The sequence below is a fragment of the Pseudoxanthomonas sp. LARHCG66 genome (genome assembly GCF_052871755.1).
Genome location: NZ_JBIXJW010000003.1, coordinates 277,205 through 296,938, shown reverse-complemented (window position 1 = coordinate 296,938; position 19,734 = coordinate 277,205). Strand labels below are relative to the sequence as shown.

Sequence of the window (19,734 nt, the reverse complement as noted above, 5' to 3'; positions counted from 1 at the left end):
AATGCGCCGCGCTCCGGAACGACCCCAGTGTGGACGAGTTGCACTGCGGGGCCTGGAAGTCTTGGAAGGGCGTCGGAACTACCGCGCCGGGTGAGTCGGAGTGGAGGCCAGGGCGGATGCACTCCATGCGAGTGCTCCAGTCCTGCCAGGCTTGGCACCGAGCCCGCCCCAACTACATTCATTTACTCGTCGCTGGATCTTTCCCGCAAGGCATCCAGGAAGTATGTTCTTCGAAGGGGTGCGGATTCCATGATGGAGCCGCCGGGACAATGATCGAGGGGATGCCATGGAGACAGCGCGCAAGCGGGTGGCTGGGTGGATGCTGTTGATGTTGGGAGTGGGTGCAGGGGTGGATGCATCCGCGCAGACGCCCTCCAAGTATCCCTGGGACGAATACGACAAGCGTGTCGAGTCCGCCAAGCAGGCAGCCGCGCTGAAATCCGACCTGTTCGGGGATCAGGTCAATCTCGCGAACGGGTCGCTGTCGTTTACGGCCACCGATGTGGCCATCCCGGGTAACAACGCACTGCCGGTCGGTATTTCCCGGTCCTACTCGGTACAGAACCGATACGAGACCGTAACGGATCAGATGATGGCGGACTGGGATATCGATGCGCCCAGCATCAGCGGTTCGTTTGCTTCCAATTGGCAGAGCCGGGTGCCCGGCGATCCCGGACGCCGTTGTTCGGCGCCTGCGCATCAGGCCTCGCCTCCCTCGCCGGTGTGGGATATCAATGTCTGGGACTTCTGGCAAGGCAACACGCTCAATGTGCCCGGTGCGGGTGGCGAGCTTCTCCAGGTGCGCCCCGGCGCCTATCTGCCATCGACAGGCGGGCCCTACTACTGGATGACCACGGGCCAGACCTATGTGTCATGCCTGCCCACCATCAAGAACACGACGGGTGAGGGCTTCCTGGCGATCACGCCGGACGGAACCAAGTACTGGTTCGACTGGATGGCCCAGTACCGCGAGCCCAACCTGAGCAGTGCGAATGGCGGCAGCAGTATCGCGCGCCGCAAGAACGTGCTGTATGCGACCAAGGTGCAGGATCGCTTCGGCAATACGGTCGAATACACGTATACCAATGCCTGGAATGCGCCCGGTCGGCTGACCGGCATCGTGTCCAGCGATGGGCGTCAATTGGCCATCACTTACAATGGACAGGGGCATATCGCCACTGTGGTGCAGGGGACACGTACCTGGACGTACCAGTACGTCGCCGCCGGCACGAGAAGAAGTCTGTCGGCTGTCATACAGCCGGATGGGGCGCAGTGGACGATCGGCTTTTCCCCTTTCACCTCGGCGACGATCCAGTATCCGATGGGTGCCGCGAACGAGCCCACGCGTGATTGCTTCGTGCGTCTCTCCGGGCCGATCGGTCCTACGGAGGTATCAGGAACGATCCAGCATCCCTCAGGTGCAACCGGAACGTTTACGGTCGGGTGGTTGAGGCACGGCCGCAGCAACGTGCCCGTGGCATGCCAGAACTTCGATGTAGGTGGCGAGTTCGGCACCAATACCAACGATGACACCAATCAATGGACGATTGCCTACGAGGCGTATTCGCTGACGAAAAAGCGCATCACGGGGCCGGGTCTGACGGCGTCGGAGTGGAACTACACCTACACGCCCAACATCAGCTACCAGTTCTATCCGGGCGGCGACATGTTGACGCCGTGTCCGATGGGCACGTCCTGTGGCGAACCGATCTGCACCAGTGACGCATGTGCCGGTCGCGCGGAAACGCTGGTGCTGGGTCCCAATGACGAGCGCACCAAGTACTTCCATGGCAACAGCTATCGCTACAACGAAGGCAAGCTGCTGCGGGTGGAGCGGGGCAGTACCACGACGCCGCTCATGGATGTGCAGGTTTCGACCTTCGACCTGAGCATGGCGCCGCAGGTCTATCCGGAACGCTTTGGCTACAGCCTGCGTGAGAACTTCGATGGTTTCGTGTCCGAGTACCACCGTCCGCAGCTGAGCACCACGACGACCCGCGATGGCGTGGATTTCAAGTACCAGGTCGAGCTGTTCGATGCGTTGGCCAGGCCGAAAACCGTCACGCGTTTCAGTTCGATTGCGGGCAGCCAGGTCAAGACGGAACTGACGGATTACCACGACAGTCAATCGCTCTGGGTGTTGGGTCAGACGCAAAGGCTTGTCGTGAATGGACAGGAGGTCGCGGAGTCGACGTTCGACGCGCTGGCGCGGCCGTGGGTAAGTGAGTCGTACGGCAGAATCATGCAGACGTTGACCTACAACGCCGATGGCACGGTGGCCACGGTCAAGGACGGCAACAACAACGTTACTGCCGCCAGCAACTGGAAGCGTGGCGTCCCGCAGGCCATCCAGCACCCGTCTACACCGGAAGCACCTGCGGGCGCGGTGGAGTCGGCGGTGGTCAACGACAATGGCTGGATCACCTCGGTCACCGACGAGAATGGCTACACGACTGGCTACGGTTACGATGCCATGGGCAGACTGGCCAGCATCGTGTATCCAACGGGCGACAGCACGGCGTGGAACACCGAGACGTTCACGTTCACACCGATTCCGCACGATGAGCATGGTCTGGCGCCCGGGCACTGGACGATGCGCCGCCGACTCGGCAACCGGCATGTAAACACCTATTACGACGCGCTGTGGCGGCCTGTACTGGAGGAGTCGCTGGACTATGCCGACATCGGAGGCACGCTTTCGCAAGTGGTGAAGCGGTATGACCACGAAGGGCGGATTGTCTTCCAGTCCTATCCCAAGCGGGGTGTTGACCGGCCGAACGAGTCACAAGGTATCCACACGATCTACGACGCCCTGGGACGCACGACGTCTTCTTCGCAGGACAGTGAGCAAGGTCTGTTGACCACCCTGACGGAGTACCTGCCCGGATTGCAGACGCGTGTGACGAACCCGCGGGGCTTCCAGACACTCATTCAGTATCAGGCGTTCGATCAGCCAAGCCATGATTTTCCGACAGGCATCACCCAGTTTGCCGGCGCTGATACGTCGGCGACGGAGATCCATCGCGATGTGTTCGGCAAGCCGGTGCGTATTCGTAAGCGCAATGCGAGTGGCAGCCTTTTCGTTGATCGGCATTACGTGTATGACGGCTATCAGCAACTCTGTAAAGCGGTGGAGCCCGAGACGGGCGCTACCATCATGGACTATGACAACGCAGGAAATCTGCAATGGAGCGCAGCGGGCCTGCATCATCTGATGGGGACGACCAGCTGCGACACCATTGCTGGGCGGGATTCGGGGCGGAAGGTCACGCGGTACTACGATGCTCGGAGCCGGCTGCATCAGTTGCTATTCCCCGATGGTCGAGGCAATCAGCTCTGGACTTATACGCCGGATGGCCTGCCTTCGCAGGTGACGGTATGGAATGACGCCGGAGGCGGGGCGCCGGTGGTAAGCGACTACGTCTACAACAAGCGACGCATGCTGACTGGGGAGTCGATTCATCAGCCGAACTGGTATGTGTGGGGTCTGGGGTATGGCTATGACGCCAACGGAAGCCTGGCCACGCAAACTTACCCGACCGGTCTTGTCATCACCTACGCCCCCAATGCTTTGGGGCAGGCCACGCAAGCGCGCGATCAGTCCGGCTACTACTACGCCTCTGGTGCCAGCTACTACCCCAATGGGGCGATCAAGCAGTTCACCTATGGCAATGGAATTGTTCATTCGATGGCGCAGAATGCTCGCCAGCTACCTCAGCGAGTGCTGAGTAGTGGTGGCGTTTCCGACCTCAGCTATTTCTACGATCCCAACGGCAATGTCTCTGTGATTGCCGATGAGACGCCGGGAAGGAATGACGGCACCTACAGCAGATGGCTGCACTACGATGGTCTGGATCGCCTGACTGATGCCGGCTCCTGCATGTTTGGCGGAGACTGCTGGCATCGTTTTACCTACGACGCAATCGACAACCTGAAATCCTGGAAGCTTCCAGGGGTGAAGGACTATGCCGAGTATGTCTATGACGCGCAGAATCGACTTGGGAACATCAAGAACAGCGCGGGTGCGACCACTATCGGCTTCGGCTACGACGTGCAGGGCAATCTGGCCAACAAGAACGGTAGTCCGTACACCTTCGATTACGGCAATCGGTTGCGCGAAGCATATGGTCCGACCGGGGCTGTCGGTGGGCCAGAGTGGTACCGCTACGATGCCCAAGGTCGGCGTGTTAATGCTTGGGGGACGTCTCTCAATTTGATTGCATCACAGTACAGTCAGTCGGGGCAGGTGCTCTACACGGAAGACTATCGCGCGGGAAAGAATTTCGAGCACATCTATCTCGCTGGGAGCTTGATCGCCGATAGGGTCTGGACGCACTCAACGCAGTCTCTTCAATCGCTGTTCAAGCACACCGACGCGCTGGGCAGCCCGATCGCGGTGACCAACCAAGCCGGCACCGTCATCGAGCGGAACGACTACGAGCCCTACGGTGCCGTAATCGGCAAGCCCAACTATCAGGGCATCGGCTACACGGGGCATGTGCAGGATGCGGCCACTGGCCTGACGTACATGCAGCAGCGGTACTACGATCCGCATGTGGGGGTGTTTCTTTCGGTTGATCCGGTGACGGCGCACGAAAAGCCGGGGGTTAACTTCAATCGGTATTGGTACGCAAACCAGAACCCCTACAAGTACACGGACCCAGACGGGCGACGCATCCGAATTGAGGGCACGAGAGAGTTCAAGCAGCAGGTCAGAGAAGACATTAAGGAGCTGGAAAGTAAGCCTGAGGGGAGGGCTCTGGTCAATTCTCTACGGGACACTAAGAACGTGATCTTAATTAGAGAGTCAACGGGCGATAACTCTACTAGGGTTAGCGCCAGCCCCTCTGCAAACAAAGGCGTAGGGTTGGGGTCAGAGATCAAATACAACCCGAGCAATAACACTGGGGGGCAAGATGCGACTGGATCTACGCAGAGGCCTGCTTTTGTTGGTCTTGGGCATGAAATGGGACATTCAAAAGCGATCAATGAAGGTGTCCAAAGCTCTGTATATGGAGCCCCCATCAAGGGAACGACACCGCCAGCTGAGTACCAGTCCCTCCCGATTGAGAATAAGATCAGGCAGGAGCATGGGATACCCATTAGGCCGACATACTTCTAGAGGTTCGAGTTATGGCGCTAGCAACGAGATTAGTTTTTTTTGTTTTTCTTCTGACAGGGTGCAGCACCGTGCGCGAGTTGGATTCGGACATGGCTTCTCATGTCAAAGAGTTGGAGCGCGGACTTACCCTTCCCGCTGGAGCGTCCGATATAAGCTCGTACACTCGCTACTATGCAAGGACGGATGCGGGAATGCTCAGTGGCGTACTTGTACTAGGGGGGGATATGGGGATTCACCTTGTTACGCTTGATAAGCTTCCCGTTGTCTTTGACGGGGGATGCAGTGTCATTCGAATTGAATATGAGTACGAAGCACGCAGGGTCTTGTCGGTCTCGTGTTCCGGCTTAGCTTAGGGTCACGGGTTCGGGTGGATTGTTGAACCCCAACATGCTGGACGATGGCGAGGCATGTAACCCACGCATTCGCCCCCCCGGCTTCCCAGCGGCTTACCACCCCATCCCCGACACCCCACATTGACCCACCCCCACCCCCACCCCCACCCCCACCCCCACCCCCACCCCCACCCCCACCCCCACCCCCACCCCCACCCCCACCCCCACCCCCACCCCCACCCCCACCCCAACCCCAACCCCAACCCCAACCCCAACCCCAACCCCAACCCCAACCCCAACCCCAACCCCAACCCCAACCCCAACCCCAACCCCTAAAATTCGCGGCTCCGCCGGAATAGCTCAGTTGGTAGAGCGGCGCATTCGTAAAGCCTCCAGCGCAGTTCCGAAGTGATGTTTACCAGCAACACCGAACAAGGCCCGCAGATGCGGGCCTTTGTTTTTTTCAGGTGTTTCCAACCGATACGGATGATATGCGTCCAAGCGCGAAATCGACGTTTGGGGCGTAAGTTGGCTTAGTGCCGGCTTCGCATTTTCGGCCCATTGCCGCCTAAGATTCACCTCAGGCTGTAGCTGGACTGCTGGCATAATTCGGGAAGGTGGGGTGAACAATGATCCGAGTCTCGTCGATCCTTGGTTGGTCGTTCGCGGTCTTCGCGGGAAGTCTGTATGCACAGGATTTGCAGGAAATTGGTGAGGAGCCCGAAACAGTCGGTCGCTACCTGCTTTCGATGCCGGCACGTACGTTGGACCCAATCATTGAGCATTGTTCCCAGAAGCTTCCCGAGCTAAGCGAACCGTTGATGAAGGAAAGGGCGGGATTTGTCGTCAAGCTTAGCGAGGCGAATAAGCCCCTAATGGAACAATTGAATGACGACCCTGAGTTCAATGCGCCTGTGCAAGAAGCGATACGACAGCGCGTACAAACCTTCAACGATGGCGCGCTCGGCAAGTTTAAGCAGTATGACCCCGCAGTCGTATGCCCGACAGTCCTGGAAAACATCCAAGGCGCTACGATAGAAAAGCTTACCCAAGTGGTACAGGATACATATCGAGCCTACTTGCCAGTCGTTCGAGAGAAGAACTGACGGTAGTCAGATTGTCCCAGTTAGCATGCAACATGAGGTTTCAACCGAATGACCAAACCAACTCTCGACTCCATCGCCGCGGCCAAGGCCAAGTTGGAGGAGGAGCTCCGCAAGCTGGAAGAGCAGGAAGTCCAGCTACGCCAGCAACAGTCCGCTGACGCGTACACCGAGATCATGGGCTTGTTGGCCCAATACGGGGCATTGTTCACAGCCAAGCAAAAGGCCGAGATCGTTACGGCCGTCGGTGCGGGCAGCCCCAGCCGTCCTAAGAAGGCCCCCGTAAGCAAGGAAGTAGCCCCGAAGTACTGGTTGCCGCATTCCGGGGAGACTTGGACTGGTCGGGGTCGTCCGCCCCGTGCCTTCACGGCTTGGGAAGGTACGGCTGCTTACAAGGAATGGAAAGCAAGGCACCCGGACGAGAAGTTCCCTAAGTTCCCGGGCTGACAATTTAAGGCGACGAAAGTGACAAAGCGTTTGGTTGCGTTGCGGGGTAAAGGTCAAGTTGGCAAGACCACCTCTTTGCATAATTTGAACCGGCTTCTTTTGTCGGAACCCCATGCGAAGACGGTGAAGTTCACGAAGTACGGCTACAAGCTGGATTTCTCGACAATTATTGATTACGCCGGCAAACGTGTCGGCATTGTCAGTCGGGGTGATGTTGCTGCCGACCTGGCAGGCTTCATCGAAGACCTTGAGTCCGACAGGTGCCACGTTATCGTATGCGCTGCGCGAACAAAGGGGGAGATCGAGGAAGTGCTTGCCTCTTACGCGCGTCGGTACAAATTGATTGAAGTCCCGAAGGTCGGGTGCCACAAAGACTACTTTGATGCTTCTAACCTTGCGGCAGCACATCAGCTCGCCGCGTACGTGTATGGTGCAATGGTTCCGTAGTTCGGGCCTTGGTCAAGGCTTCATTTGCATGTAGCGGGAGATTCGCTTGGTGAAGCCTGCGTGCTCGATCACCTCAAATTTTGTGAAGGCGAGCCGGGATTTCCTAACCTTGATGTCGTTAGAAACCGATCGCGCAGTTTCACAAACGCGCTCCACCTTTTCTTCGCATCGAGCGCCAATGATGACTTCGCGAAGTCGCAGTTCGGCGCCGAATTCGTAGAAGTACAGGCCATCCAATGCGGTTGAGTGGTCAAGTAGACAGAAGGCGCGCATTTCATCTTCATACTCCCAGTGCCGGAACTTTGTGGTTAGCACCTTTGCGACCTCGTCACGGGCAAAGTCAAGGCCGCGCACATTTTCATATTCCAGTGCGGTGAGGTCGAACTGCTGTACGGAGTCTACATACGACGCGTCCGGTCGCGGCTGTTCCGCTACTTCCGTAAGGAGGGCATCGAGTCCACTTGCGCTGTGAACATCGTGGTCGAGGAATCGGATGACAACTGGGGTCTGCTGGTCAAGGAGTGATGTTGGGCCATGAGCCCCCCCCGGCTTTCCGACGGCTTACCGCCCATCCCCCGACACCCCCACATTGACCCGCCCCCACCCCAACCCCTAAAATTCGCGGCTCCGCCGGAATAGCTCAGTTGGTAGAGCGGCGCATTCGTAATGCGTAGGTCGTAGGTTCGATTCCTATTTCCGGCACCAGTTGTGACAAGGCCCCGCTTCGGCGGGGTTTTGTTTTTTCCGGGTCTCGCACCCGGAGACGGCGGCCCGATACAGTAGCCGTTCGCCTTCACGACAGGTTTCCCGTGGCCAAGACCTCCGCCAAGTCCCGTACCGCCTACGTCTGCACCGAATGCGGCGCCGACCACAGCAAATGGCAGGGCCAGTGCGCCGACTGCGGGGCGTGGAATTCCCTCAGCCAGATCGTGCTGGAAACCGCCGCCAGCGCACCCGCCGCCGCCCGTCGCTCCGGCTGGGCCGGCAAGGCCGAGGCGCCGAAGGTCACCGCGCTGAAGGACGTGCGCCACAGCGAGGAAGCGCGCGTGACCACCGGCATCGGCGAGTTCGACCGCGTGCTGGGCGGCGGCCTGGTGGAGGGTGCGGTGGTGCTGGTGGGCGGCGACCCGGGCATCGGCAAGTCCACGCTGCTGCTGCAGGCCGTGGCGAAGATGTCGGCCAGCCTGCCGGCGCTGTATGTCACCGGCGAGGAGTCGCTGGCCCAGGTCGCCGGCCGCGCCGTGCGCCTGGACCTGCCGCTGGACAACCTGCAGGCCCTGGCCGAAACCGGCATCGAGAACATCCTGCAGCACGCCTCGGTGGCACGGCCGAAGCTGATCGTGGCCGATTCCGTGCAGACCCTGTGGACCGAATCCCTGACCGCCGCCCCCGGCTCGGTCAGCCAGGTGCGCGAGAGTGCGGCACGGCTGGTGCGCTACGCCAAGGAGACCGGCACGGCCGTGTTCCTGGTCGGCCACGTGACCAAGGAGGGCGGCATTGCCGGCCCGCGCGTGCTGGAGCACATGGTGGACGCCGTGCTGTATTTCGAGGGCGAGAGCGGCAGCCGGTTCCGCGTGCTGCGTGCCTTCAAGAACCGCTTCGGCGCGGTCAACGAACTGGGCGTGTTCGCCATGGGCGAGAAGGGCCTGAAGGAAGTGCCCAACCCGTCGGCGATCTTCCTGTCCGGCGGCAGCACCCAGCAACCCGGCAGCTGCGTGCTGGTCACCCGCGAAGGCACGCGCCCGCTGATGGTGGAAGTGCAGGCGCTGGTGGACAGCTCGCCACTGTCCAACCCGCGCCGCGTGGCCGTGGGCCTGGAACAGAACCGCCTGGCCATGCTGCTGGCCGTGCTGCACCGGCACGGCGGCGTGGTGGTGGGCGACCAGGACGTGTTCGTGAATGTCGTCGGCGGCATCCGCGTGCAGGAAACCGCCGCTGACCTGCCCGTGCTGCTGGCGGTGCTGTCATCCCTGCGCGACCGCCCCCTGGCGGAGAAGACCGTGGCCTTCGGCGAAGTGGGCCTGTCCGGCGAGATCCGCCCTGTACCCAACGGCGAGGAGCGCCTGCGCGAGGCGGCCACGCACGGCTTCAAGCGCGCCATCGTGCCCAAAGGCAACGCACCGAAGTCGGGTGCGTTCAAGGGACTGGAGGTGGTGGCGGTGGAGCGGCTGTCGCAGGCGCTGGAAGCGGCGGCGGAGTAGGGCGGGGCGCGGATCCATTGTAGGAGCGACGTAAGTCGCGACCGCGAGATCGACATGCCTTGGAGGGTTGGCGCGCGCGTCAGCCGTGCGGTCGCGACTTACGTCGCTCCTGCAAGAAGCAGGTCGCGACGAGCATCAGAGCCGCATTCCCAGCCAGATCACCGCTTCCGTCGAGACGCGCACGATCGGGGTCAGGATCGGCGGCCAGAAAGCGCCGGAGTGCATCGCGTCACGGCCGTGATCGTGATGCTCCTGTTCTTCCACGACGATGCGAGACACCGCATCGAAGGCATCCGCGTCGGTGGACGCGAGCTGCTGCCGTTGCGCCATCAGGTGCTGCAGCACCACGCTTTCGACGGCATACGTGGTGGCCGCGATGGCGGATGGTCCCAGCAGGCCGGTCACCAATCCCAACGTCCAGCCGCCGACACCGCACAGCGCATAGCTGCGGCAGCGACGGACACCGCGTGCCTGGAGGCGATCGTGAAACAGGGTGCGATGACCGAGTTCGTGATCGAGGAAATGCCGGAGCAGTGGCACCCGCTGCGGCGCGGTCCACTGCGACACCAGGATCTGTGCACGATAGAGGTTGACCGCGCCGTGTTCGCCCGCGTGATCGACCTTCAGGATCCGGTCGCCCAGCGGCGTACTCAAGCCCGCCTCAGCACCATCTCGTACACGAACTTGCTGCCGAAGAACGCCAGCAGCAACAGCGCCATGGCCGTCAGCGTCCAGTGCACGGCCTTCGCACCGCGCCAGCCGTAGCGCCAGCGTCCGACTAGCAGGGCGCCGAAGGTCAGCCACGACAGCACGCTCAGCACGGTCTTGTGGGTGAGCTTCTGGATCAGGAAGTTCTCGACGAAGAGCACGCCGGTCAGCAGCGTGGCGGTCAGCAGGATGAAGCCGACCGTGATCGTGCGGAACAGCAGGTCTTCCAGTTCGGTCAGCGGGGGCAGGGCGCGCAGCCAGAGGTGGAACTCGCGGCGGCGCAGGGCGCGTTCCTGCGCCCACAGCATCAGCGCCAGCAAGGCGGCGATGGCCAGTGCCGCGTAGGCGAGCAGCGCGAGCCAGGCGTGCAGTTGCAGGCGCCAGTCCAGCCCGCTGGAGGCGCGGTGCCCGTACAGGTGATAGACCACCAGCAGCAACGCGGCCAGCGGGAACGCCACTACGCCGAGGGCGGCCATGCGGCCCTGGATGGCGACCAGCAGGGTCATTACCGCCATGCCCAGCGACACCAGGGACAGGGCCGCGAAGAAGTGCATGTCCGGGCCGCCCGGCGTCCGCCAGGCCACCAGCAGGTGGTAGGCGCCATGCAGCAGCACGCCGCCGACCGCGGGCCACAGCCACAGGCGCATGCCTTCGCCCGGATCGCGGCCGACGGAGCGGACCAGCAGGCCGGTGGCGAACAGGTAAAGCGCGACGGCAATGAGAATGACTGTCATCGGAGCAGTGTCGCACAGCGGGCCGGCAGGAAGGCAGGGGGGCGGGCGCGGCGCGACCGCATATAATTCCGGTCCGATTTTCCCCGGTCCCTTCCCCCATGTTCGAATCCCTGACCCAGCGCCTCTCCGGCACCATCGAACGCCTCCGTGGCCGCGGCCGCCTGAGCGAGGAGAACATCCGCGAGGCTACCCGCGAAGTCCGCATTGCCCTGCTGGAAGCCGACGTGGCGCTGCCGGTGGTGCAGGCGCTGATCGAGCGGATCAAGGTGCGCGCCGTGGGCCAGGAAGTGCTGAAGTCGCTGACGCCGGGCCAGGCGCTGATCAAGGTCGTGCGCGATGAGCTGACCGCGGTGATGGGCTCGCAGGCCAGCGACCTGAACCTCAACGTGCCCGCGCCCGCCGTCATCCTGATGGCCGGCCTGCAGGGTGCCGGCAAGACCACGACCGTCGGCAAGCTGGCCAAGCACCTGCGCGAGAAGCGCAAGAAGAAGGTGATGGTGGTCAGCGCGGACGTCTACCGTCCGGCCGCGATCGAGCAGCTGAAGACGCTCGCCCAGCAGGTCGACGTGCTGTTCTTCCCGTCCGATGCCGGCCAGAAGCCGGAAGCCATCGTCCGCGCCGCCATCGACGATGCGAGGAAGTCCTTCGTCGACGTGCTGATCGTCGATACCGCCGGCCGCCTGGCGATCGACGAGGCCATGATGGCCGAGATCAAGGGCCTGCACGCGGCGGTGAAGCCGGTGGAAACGCTGTTCGTCGTCGACGCGATGACCGGTCAGGACGCCGCCAACACCGCCAAGGCCTTCAGCGAAGCGCTGCCGCTGACCGGCGTGGTGCTCACCAAGACCGATGGTGATGCGCGCGGTGGCGCGGCGCTGTCGGTGCGCTACATCACCGGCAAGCCGATCAAGTTCATCGGCGTGGGCGAGAAGCCCGACGGGCTGGACGTGTTCCACCCCGAGCGCGTGGCCAACCGCATCCTCGACATGGGCGACGTGCTGTCGCTGGTGGAGCAGGTCGAGCAGAACGTCGATCGCGAGAAGGCCGAGAAGCTGGCGGCCAAGGTCATCAAGGGAAAGAAGTTCGACCTCAACGACATGCGCGACCAGTTGGAGCAGATGCAGAACATGGGCGGCATCAGCGGCCTGATGGACAAGCTGCCGGGCATGGGCCAGATCCCCGAGCACGTGAAGCAGCAGGTGCAGCAGGGCAAGGAAGTGCCGCGCATGATCGCCATCATCAACTCGATGACGAAGAAGGAGCGCCGCAATCCCGCGCTGCTGAACGGTTCGCGCCGTTCCCGCATCGCCAAGGGCGCCGGCCTGACCCCGGCCGACGTCAACAAGCTGATGAAGCAGTACCAGCAGATGGAAAAGATGATGGGCAAGCTGGCCGGCGGCGGCATGAAGGGCCTGATGCGCAACATGAAGGGCATGATGGGCTCGCGCGGCGGCATGCCGTTCCGTTGAGGCTTTCTGCCTGTTGTGGGAGCGACGTCAGTCGCGACCGCGAGAACGAAGCACCATGAGCTCTGTTGGCATGCGGTCGCGACTGACGTCGCTCCTACAAGGGAATCAGAAGGCGCCCGCATGACCTCGGCTTTCCTCAACGGCAACCCCGCCACCGCCGACGACCTGCGCGCATTGGCATTGGCCAACTATGGCCATTTCACTTCGATGCAGGTGCGCGATGTCGCGGTGCAGGGACGTGCGCTGCATGTGCGGCGACTGGAAGAGGCCACGCTCGCGCTGTTCGGCAGCGGGCTGGACGGCGACAATGCATTGAAACAGGCCGCGCAGGTGATGGAGCAGGCTGGCCTGCGCGATGCGTCGGTGCGCATCACCGTGTTTTCCACGCGGTTCGACTACCGCGATCCTGCGCGAATCGTCACCCCCGACGTGCTGGTGTCGCTGGCGCCGCCGTCATCGCCGGACAAGCCCGCGCTGCGGGTGAAGTCCTATCCGTTCGTGCGTCCCTTGCCGCAGTACAAGCACGTGGGCACCTTCCCGCTGTTCCACTATCGCCGCCAGGCGGTGGCGGACGGATACGACGACGCACTGTTCGTCGATCCGGCCGGGCAGGTGGTCGAGGGGTCGATCTGGAACCTGGGCCTGTGGGACGGAGAAACAGTGACCTGGCCCGAGGGACCTGCATTGCGCGGCACGGCCGAGCGGTTGCTGCGACAGGCGCTGGAAGAGGTGGGCGTCCCGCAGCGGTGCGGGCCTATCCCGCTGGCCGAGCTGGGCCGGTATCGGACTGGATTCGCCTGCAATGCCAGTGGCCTGCAGCCGGTGGTGGCCGTCGATGGCGTCGCATGGGGCCTTGATACCGCCCTCATGGGGGTATTGAAGAAGGCGCTGGATGCCGTGCCCTGGGAGCCGCTGGCCTGACCGTCCGGGCGACCTGTCCGGGGGTGGGTTTTCCTGACCGATTCAATGGCTTAGAATAGCCGGCTTACCTCGCCATTCTGGCGACTGGGCAACACTGGAAAACACCATGGTCAAGATCCGTCTCACCCGCGGCGGCGCGAAGAAGCGCCCCTTCTACCACATCATCGTCACCGACTCGCGCAGCGCGCGTGACGGCCGCAACATCGAGCGCGTGGGTTACTACAACCCGGTCGCCGCCGGCAACGAAAAGCGCGTCGAACTCGACGTGGCCCGTGTCGACCATTGGGTCGGCAACGGTGCGCAGCTGACCGAGAAGGTCCGCAACCTGTACAAGGAAATCAAGACCGCTCCGGCGGCCTGATGGTCTTGGCCGCGCAGACCGCGCGGCCTTCCGTACGCATGAACACCGAGCGCCCACCGACTCCGCAGAAGATGATTCTGCTGGGAAGGCTTCTGGGCGCTTTTGGTGTGCGTGGCCAGATCAAGATCGAATCCTGGACCGAGCCGCGCGAGGCCATCTTCCGCTACCAGCCGTGGACGCTGCGCGACGCCGGCGGCGCCGAACGCGAATTCACGGGGGCCCGTGGCAAGGCATCGGGCAAGCACCTGGTGGCCACGCTGCCGGGCGTGGAAGACCGTGATGAGGTGGAGGCCATGCGCGGACTGGAGATCTTCGTCCCGCGCTCCGCGCTGCCGCCGCCGAGTGCCGGCGAGTTCTACTGGGTCGATCTGGAAGGCCTGCGCGTGGTCAACGTGGACGGCACCGATTTCGGCACCGTCTCGCACCTGTTCTCGACCGGTGCCAACGACGTGCTGGTCGCACGGGGCGACCGCGAGCGCCTGATTCCGTTCGTCGATCCCGATTACGTCCGCTCGGTGGATTTCGAGGCGGGCGTGGTCACCGTGGACTGGGATCCCGAGTTCTAGCCGCCTCGCGGGCGGCCGCCGTGGCGGTTACCCTGCGTCCCCACCAAGTTGCAGCCGATCGCCATGCGTATCGACGTCATGACCCTGTTCCCCGAGTTCATCGCCCAGGCCGCCGCCGTGGGCGTGGTCGGGCGCGCGCAGGAACGCGGGCTGCTGTCGCTGCATGGCTGGAACCCGCGCGACTACGCCAGCGGCGGCTATCGCCGCGTGGATGATCGTCCCTTCGGTGGCGGTCCCGGGATGGTGATGATGATCGAGCCGCTGCAGGCCTGCCTGGAGGCGGTCCGTGCCGCGGACGCCGCGCCGGCGCCACTGATCTACCTGAGCCCCCAGGGTGCGCCGCTGACCCAGAAGAAGGCGCGCGAACTGGCCGCGCTGCCGCGCATGATCCTGCTGTGTGGCCGCTACGAGGGCGTGGACGAGCGTTTCCTCGATGCCGAGGTGGACGAGGAACTGTCCATCGGTGACTACGTGCTGTCCGGGGGAGAACTGGCGGCCGCCGTGGTCATCGACGCGGTCGGCCGTCTGCAGGACGGCGCGCTGAACGATGCGGATTCGGCCATCCAGGACAGTTTCGAAGGCGATGGCCTGCTCGATTGCCCCCATTTCACCCACCCGTCCAGCCACCCGTTGGGTGACGTCCCGGCGGTCCTGCGATCCGGCGACCATGCCGCCATCGCCCGCTGGCGTCGCCAGCAGGCGCTGGGGCGTACCTGGTTGCGCCGGCCCGACCTGCTGGACGAGGCGGGCCTGACCAAGGCCGACAAGGCCCTGCTGGCGGCCTTCCGGGCAGGTCAGGCCGGCGGGGACGGGGCAGGGTAGCCAGTCCGGCCGGGAATCCGGTAGAATGCGCGACCCTTGGGCGGTTCACGCCCCCGGATCCCATAACAATATCGTGCGGCGCAATTCGGCGACTGCATCAGTTTTCGTTGTCGCAAGACACAATCACGCATACAAGCATTGGTGCCAACATGAGCAAGCTCCTCCAGGAATTCGAAGCCTCCCAGATCACGCGCGAGCTGCCCGCGTTCGGCCCCGGTGACACCGTGGTCGTCAACGTGAAAGTGAAGGAAGGCAACCGTGAGCGCGTGCAGGCGTACGAAGGCGTTGTCATCGCCAAGAAGAACGCCGGCCTGAACTCTGCGTTCACCGTCCGCAAGATCTCGCACGGCTACGGCGTCGAGCGCGTGTTCCAGACCCACAGCGCCACCATCGACTCGGTCGAAGTGAAGCGCCGCGGCAAGGTCCGCGCCGGCAAGCTGTACTACCTGCGCGAACTGGAAGGCAAGGCCGCCCGCATCAAGGAAGATCTGGCTGCCAACGCCGCCGCCAAGGTCGCCCGCCAGGCCGCCGCTGCTGCGGCTTCCGCCGCCGAGTAACGGCTGGCTGGATAGCGCTGCAGGAACGGCCACCTCCGGGTGGCCGTTCGCGTTTCCGGCGGCGGAATCCCGGCGCCGCGGCATGACGCTCATGCACCTGTTGTTCCTCAATCACGATGACTGAACTCCCCACTGCAACCGTGCGCCTGGATCTCTGGCTCTGGGCAGCACGCTTCTTCAGGACCCGAAGCCTGGCCAAGCAGGCGGTCGAGACCGGCAAGGTCGACGCGGCCGGGCAGCGCGCGAAGTCGTCGCGTGCGGTGCGCGTGGGCGATGTGCTGGTGATCACGCGTGGTGAAGAGGTCTTCGAGATCGAGGTGCTTGCGCTGAGTGACCGTCGCGGTTCGGCCGCGGTGGCGCAGGCGCTGTATTCCGAATCGGCAGCCTCCAGGCAGCGGCGTGAGGCCGCACTCGCGGCGCGCCGTGCGGAGCGTGCCGGTTACCAGGCGCCGCAGTCGCGACCGGACAAGCGCGCGCGTCGCCTGATCCGTGCGTTGGGCGACATCGATGCGCTGTAGCGATACCCGCGCCTGAAACGGAAGAAGGGCGCCGATGGCGCCCTTCCTGGTTGCAACTGTGCGCTACGTGGAAGCGGATCAGCGTCCGCCGCCGAACATGCCGCTGCCGATCTTGAGGATATCGCCCAGGCCGAGCTGGCCATCGCCGTCCTGGTCCAGCACGGCGCCAAGCAATCCGCCGCCCAGACCGCCCTGTTGCTGCACCTGGCGCTGTTCCTGTCCCAGCACTTCAGCCAGTCCCAGCGGGTTGTTCTGCGCGCTGCCCTGGCTCATGCGCTGGGCGAGGAAGGCGAGCACGATGGGGGCGAGGATCTTCAACAACTGGCCTGCACGTTCGCCACCCAGCCCGGTCGCCTGGCCCAGGCCCAGTTCTGCACGGTTCTGCTGGCCGCCGAAGACATGTCCGAGGATGCCCGCACCGTTGGCCTGCGGCGAAGAAGCGCCACCCAGCACCGCGCCCAGCACGCTGCCGATGTCCAGCCCGCCGTGGTTGCGTTGCAGGGCACCGAAGAGTGCCTCCGCACCCTGCGGCTGTGCCGCGTTGCGACCCAATGCGCCCAACAGCAACGGGAGTGCGGCGCCGATGGCGCTGGATGCCTGCATCTGGCCGATACCCAGTTGCTGCGACACCTGTTGCAGCGGCGCGCCCTGCAATTGGGCGAAGAGGTCTTCTGCGAGGGATGCGTTGCTCATGGTGCGGTCGTCCTCCTGGACGCGGTGGGAAGCGGCGCATCATGCTAGCGCCAATCTGACCCGTCGCCGACTCACACTAGCGGTCGGCCGACCGACGGAAACAGCAACGCCGCATGCCTTTCGGGGCATGCGGCGTTGACAGAGCGACGCGAGCGCTGATCGGGTCGATCGCCTTACTTGAGGTCGAAGCGGTCCAGTTCCATCACCCGGGTCCAGGCGGCGACGAAGTCCTTGGCCAGTTTTTCCTTGCCGTCGGCGCTGGCGTAAACCTCGGCGAGCGCGCGCAGGACGGAGTTCGAGCCGAACACCAGGTCCACGCGCGTACCGGTCCATTTCGCGGCTCCGGTCTTGCGATCGCGGCCTTCATAGCGGTTCGCGCCGGTCGCTTTCCATTCCGTGGCCATGTCGAGCAGGTTGACGAAGAAGTCATTGCTCAGCACGCCCGGCCTGTCGGTGAACACGCCCTCGCTGCCACCGTCGGCATTCTCACCCAGCACGCGCAGGCCGCCGACCAGGGCCGTCATCTCCGGCGCCGTCAGCGTCAGCAGCTGGGCGCGATCCACCAGCAGGTGTTCGGCCGGCACCACCGAGCGTCCCTTGAGGTAGTTGCGGAAGCCATCGGCGAAGGGTTCGAGCACGGCGAACGATTCGACGTCCGTCTGGTCCTGGCGCGCATCGGTGCGGCCGGGCTGGAACGGCACGCTGACATCGATGCCGCCGGCCTTCGCCGCCTGCTCCACGCCAACGCCGCCGGCGAGCACGATCAGGTCGGCCAGCGAGACCTTCTTGCCGCCGGCAGCGTCGAGGTTGAACTCCATCTGGATGCGCTCCAGGGTCTTCAGCACTTTCGCCAGCTGCCCGGGCTGGTTGACGGCCCAGTCCTTCTGCGGGGCGAGGCGGATGCGCGCGCCATTGGCGCCACCGCGCTTGTCACCGCCACGGAAGGTCGAGGCCGACGCCCACGCGGTCGAGACCAGTTCGGGTACCGACAGCCCCGATGCTGCGATCTTCGTCTTCAATGCGTCGATGTCGGCCGCATCTACGGTGGCGTAGTCCGCCTTGGGAAGCGGGTCCTGCCATACCAGTTCTTCCTTCGGTACTTCCGGGCCGAGGTAGCGCACGCGCGGCCCCATGTCGCGATGGGTCAACTTGAACCATGCGCGCGCGAAGGCATCGGCGAAGGACTGCGGGTTCTCCAGGAAGCGCCTGGAGATGGGCCCGTAGATCGGATCGAAGCGCAGCGACAGGTCGGTGGTCAGCATCTTCACGCGCTGCTTCTTCGATGCGTCGTGTGCGTGCGGCACATCCTCGGGCGCGTCCTTGGCAACCCACTGGTGCGCGCCGGCCGGTGACTTCTCCAGTTCCCATTCGAAGCCGAACAGGTTCTCGAAGAACTTGTTGCTCCACAGCGTCGGCGTCTGCGTCCAGGTCACTTCGATGCCTGACGTGATCGTGTCGCGGCCCTTGCCGCTGCCGAACTTGTTGTGCCACCCGAAGCCCTGCTGCTCCAGATCGCCCGCTTCCGGCTCGGCGCCCACGTTGTCGGCCGGGCCGGCGCCGTGGGTCTTGCCGAAGGTGTGGCCACCCGCGATCAGGGCGACGGTTTCCTCATCGTCCATCGCCATGCGGCCGAAGGTGTCGCGGATGTCCTTGGCGGCCAGCAGCGGATCGGGATTGCCATCGGGACCTTCCGGGTTGACGTAGATCAGGCCCATCTGGACGGCGGCCAGGGGGTTCTCCAGCCGGCGCGAGTGCACGTCGCCGTCGGCATCGTCGTCGGAGACCAGTACGCCTTCATCGGCCGGCTTCTCCACGCCTTCGGAACCATGCGCATAGCGCACGTCACCGCCGAGCCAGGTGGTTTCGCGGCCCCAGTACACGTCCTGGTCGGGTTCCCAGGTGTCTTCGCGGCCACCACCGAAACCGAAGGTGCGGAAGCCCATCGTTTCCAGCGCCACGTTGCCGGCCAGGATCATCAGGTCGGCCCAGGAGATGCTCTGCCCGTACTTCTGCTTGACCGGCCACAGCAGGCGGCGCGCCTTGTCCAGGCTGACGTTGTCCGGCCAGCTGTTGAGGGGCGCGAAACGCTGCTGCCCGCGACCGCCACCACCACGCCCATCGCCGATGCGGTAGGTGCCTGCACTGTGCCAGGCCATGCGGATGAACAGACCGCCGTAGTGGCCGAAGTCGGCCGGCCACCAGTCCTGCGAATCGGTCATCAAGTCGCGCAGGTCCTTCTTCAGCGCGTGGTAGTCGAGCTTGTTGAAGGCCTCGGCATAGTCGAAACCGCCGTCGAGCGGATTCGAGCGCGAGGAATGCTGGTTGAGCAGGTCCACGCGCAGCTGGTTGGGCCACCAGTCGCGGTTGCCGGTGCCGCCGCCAGCGGTCTGGTGAAACGGGCACTTCGATTCGGTGGTCATGCGTATGCTTCCTTTTGCCGTCGGGTGTGGGTGGGAAGGAGTCGGATCAAGCGGGCGACTGCGGTCGCCATGCCTGCGGCGCGCGAGCGGCGCGGGGCGGCCGCGTGTGCTGGAGGGTGGGGAGCGAAACGGGCCAGCGGTTCTTCGAGACGGTGGGCGCGTGCGGGGCGTACCGGATGGCGGGCATGCACATGGCTGACGTCCTGCGGGCGTTGGCGGATGGCGACCAGACTAGGCAATGCGAACGATCAATGAAAATCGTTTGTGACGAAGAGTTCGATAGCGCGATTCAATGGTGCATTGCGCAATCGAC

At 63.6% G+C, this 19,734-nt stretch carries 17 protein-coding genes and 1 tRNA gene; 13 read left to right on the top strand and 5 right to left on the bottom strand.

Annotated elements, in window-relative coordinates; translation table 11 throughout:
* Window positions 1–286: 286 nt before the first annotated feature.
* The 4 genes from ACIPRS_RS11490 (at window position 287) to ACIPRS_RS11475 (ending at window position 7,451) form a co-directional block, all read left to right on the top strand.
* Window positions 287–5,122, top strand: coding sequence for a M91 family zinc metallopeptidase (locus ACIPRS_RS11490; protein ID WP_446538641.1), 4,836 nt, complete (start codon window positions 287–289; stop codon window positions 5,120–5,122).
* Window positions 5,123–6,083: 961 nt separating this feature from the next.
* Entirely contained in the window at window positions 6,084–6,560 is a 477-nt protein-coding gene (locus ACIPRS_RS11485) for a hypothetical protein (RefSeq protein WP_446538640.1), read from the top strand.
* Between the two features lie 48 nt (window positions 6,561–6,608).
* Window positions 6,609–7,004, top strand: coding sequence for an H-NS histone family protein (locus ACIPRS_RS11480; protein WP_446538639.1), 396 nt, complete (start codon window positions 6,609–6,611; stop codon window positions 7,002–7,004).
* 18 nt (window positions 7,005–7,022) lie between these two features.
* Window positions 7,023–7,451 carry a hypothetical protein gene (locus ACIPRS_RS11475; protein ID WP_446538638.1) on the top strand — a complete coding sequence of 143 codons (429 nt, stop codon included), beginning with the start codon at window positions 7,023–7,025 and terminating at the stop codon, window positions 7,449–7,451.
* A 12-nt stretch (window positions 7,452–7,463) separates the two neighbouring features.
* Here the strand turns inward: ACIPRS_RS11475 and ACIPRS_RS11470 are convergent, their stop codons facing one another.
* Entirely contained in the window at window positions 7,464–7,805 is a 342-nt protein-coding gene (locus ACIPRS_RS11470) for a hypothetical protein (RefSeq protein ID WP_446538637.1), read from the bottom strand.
* A gap of 275 nt (window positions 7,806–8,080) precedes the next feature.
* Between ACIPRS_RS11470 and ACIPRS_RS11465 the strand changes: the two genes are divergently transcribed.
* Window positions 8,081–8,156 (top strand) — tRNA-Thr (locus ACIPRS_RS11465).
* A 104-nt stretch (window positions 8,157–8,260) separates the two neighbouring features.
* Window positions 8,261–9,652, top strand: a complete 1,392-nt coding sequence (gene radA, locus ACIPRS_RS11460) for a DNA repair protein RadA (protein WP_446538636.1) — start codon at window positions 8,261–8,263, stop codon at window positions 9,650–9,652.
* Window positions 9,653–9,787: 135 nt separating this feature from the next.
* On the opposite strand, the gene ACIPRS_RS11455 is transcribed toward radA, so the two are convergent.
* Both ACIPRS_RS11455 and ACIPRS_RS11450 read right to left on the bottom strand, forming a co-directional pair.
* Window positions 9,788–10,306 carry a demethoxyubiquinone hydroxylase family protein gene (locus tag ACIPRS_RS11455; RefSeq protein WP_446538635.1) on the bottom strand — a complete coding sequence of 173 codons (519 nt, stop codon included), beginning with the start codon at window positions 10,304–10,306 and terminating at the stop codon, window positions 9,788–9,790.
* On the bottom strand, window positions 10,303–11,094 hold the full coding sequence (locus tag ACIPRS_RS11450; protein WP_446538634.1) for a cytochrome C assembly family protein: 792 nt from the start codon (window positions 11,092–11,094) through the stop codon (window positions 10,303–10,305). Before ACIPRS_RS11450 ends, ACIPRS_RS11455 begins: the two co-directional genes overlap by 4 nt.
* Window positions 11,095–11,192: 98 nt before the next feature.
* Here ACIPRS_RS11450 and ffh point away from each other — a divergent pair, with 98 nt between their 5' ends.
* From ffh to ACIPRS_RS11415, 7 genes are all read left to right on the top strand, one after another.
* Window positions 11,193–12,563 carry a signal recognition particle protein gene (gene ffh, locus ACIPRS_RS11445; protein WP_446538633.1) on the top strand — a complete coding sequence of 457 codons (1,371 nt, stop codon included), beginning with the start codon at window positions 11,193–11,195 and terminating at the stop codon, window positions 12,561–12,563.
* A 120-nt stretch (window positions 12,564–12,683) separates the two neighbouring features.
* Window positions 12,684–13,484: an aminotransferase class IV family protein gene (locus ACIPRS_RS11440; RefSeq protein ID WP_446538632.1), complete on the top strand. Its 801-nt coding sequence runs from the start codon at window positions 12,684–12,686 to the stop codon at window positions 13,482–13,484.
* Window positions 13,485–13,590: 106 nt separating this feature from the next.
* Window positions 13,591–13,845: a 30S ribosomal protein S16 gene (rpsP, locus tag ACIPRS_RS11435; RefSeq protein WP_142124374.1), complete on the top strand. Its 255-nt coding sequence runs from the start codon at window positions 13,591–13,593 to the stop codon at window positions 13,843–13,845.
* Window positions 13,846–13,883: 38 nt separating this feature from the next.
* A complete protein-coding gene (rimM, locus tag ACIPRS_RS11430; RefSeq protein WP_446538631.1) occupies window positions 13,884–14,411 on the top strand; it encodes a ribosome maturation factor RimM in 528 nt (175 codons plus the stop codon).
* A gap of 63 nt (window positions 14,412–14,474) precedes the next feature.
* The gene (gene trmD, locus ACIPRS_RS11425) at window positions 14,475–15,233 is read left to right on the top strand and encodes a tRNA (guanosine(37)-N1)-methyltransferase TrmD (protein ID WP_337731113.1); all 759 of its coding nucleotides are present in this window, start codon (window positions 14,475–14,477) and stop codon (window positions 15,231–15,233) included.
* 149 nt (window positions 15,234–15,382) lie between these two features.
* On the top strand, window positions 15,383–15,790 hold the full coding sequence (rplS, locus tag ACIPRS_RS11420; protein ID WP_192201528.1) for a 50S ribosomal protein L19: 408 nt from the start codon (window positions 15,383–15,385) through the stop codon (window positions 15,788–15,790).
* Window positions 15,791–15,906: 116 nt separating this feature from the next.
* On the top strand, window positions 15,907–16,308 hold the full coding sequence (locus tag ACIPRS_RS11415; protein ID WP_192201527.1) for an RNA-binding S4 domain-containing protein: 402 nt from the start codon (window positions 15,907–15,909) through the stop codon (window positions 16,306–16,308).
* A gap of 78 nt (window positions 16,309–16,386) precedes the next feature.
* Here the strand turns inward: ACIPRS_RS11415 and ACIPRS_RS11410 are convergent, their stop codons facing one another.
* Together ACIPRS_RS11410 and katG are read right to left on the bottom strand one after the other, a co-directional pair.
* Window positions 16,387–17,001, bottom strand: a complete 615-nt coding sequence (locus ACIPRS_RS11410) for a DUF937 domain-containing protein (protein WP_192201526.1) — start codon at window positions 16,999–17,001, stop codon at window positions 16,387–16,389.
* A 173-nt stretch (window positions 17,002–17,174) separates the two neighbouring features.
* Window positions 17,175–19,421, bottom strand: coding sequence for a catalase/peroxidase HPI (katG, locus tag ACIPRS_RS11405; RefSeq protein WP_446538630.1), 2,247 nt, complete (start codon window positions 19,419–19,421; stop codon window positions 17,175–17,177).
* Between the last annotated feature and the right edge of the window lie 313 nt (window positions 19,422–19,734).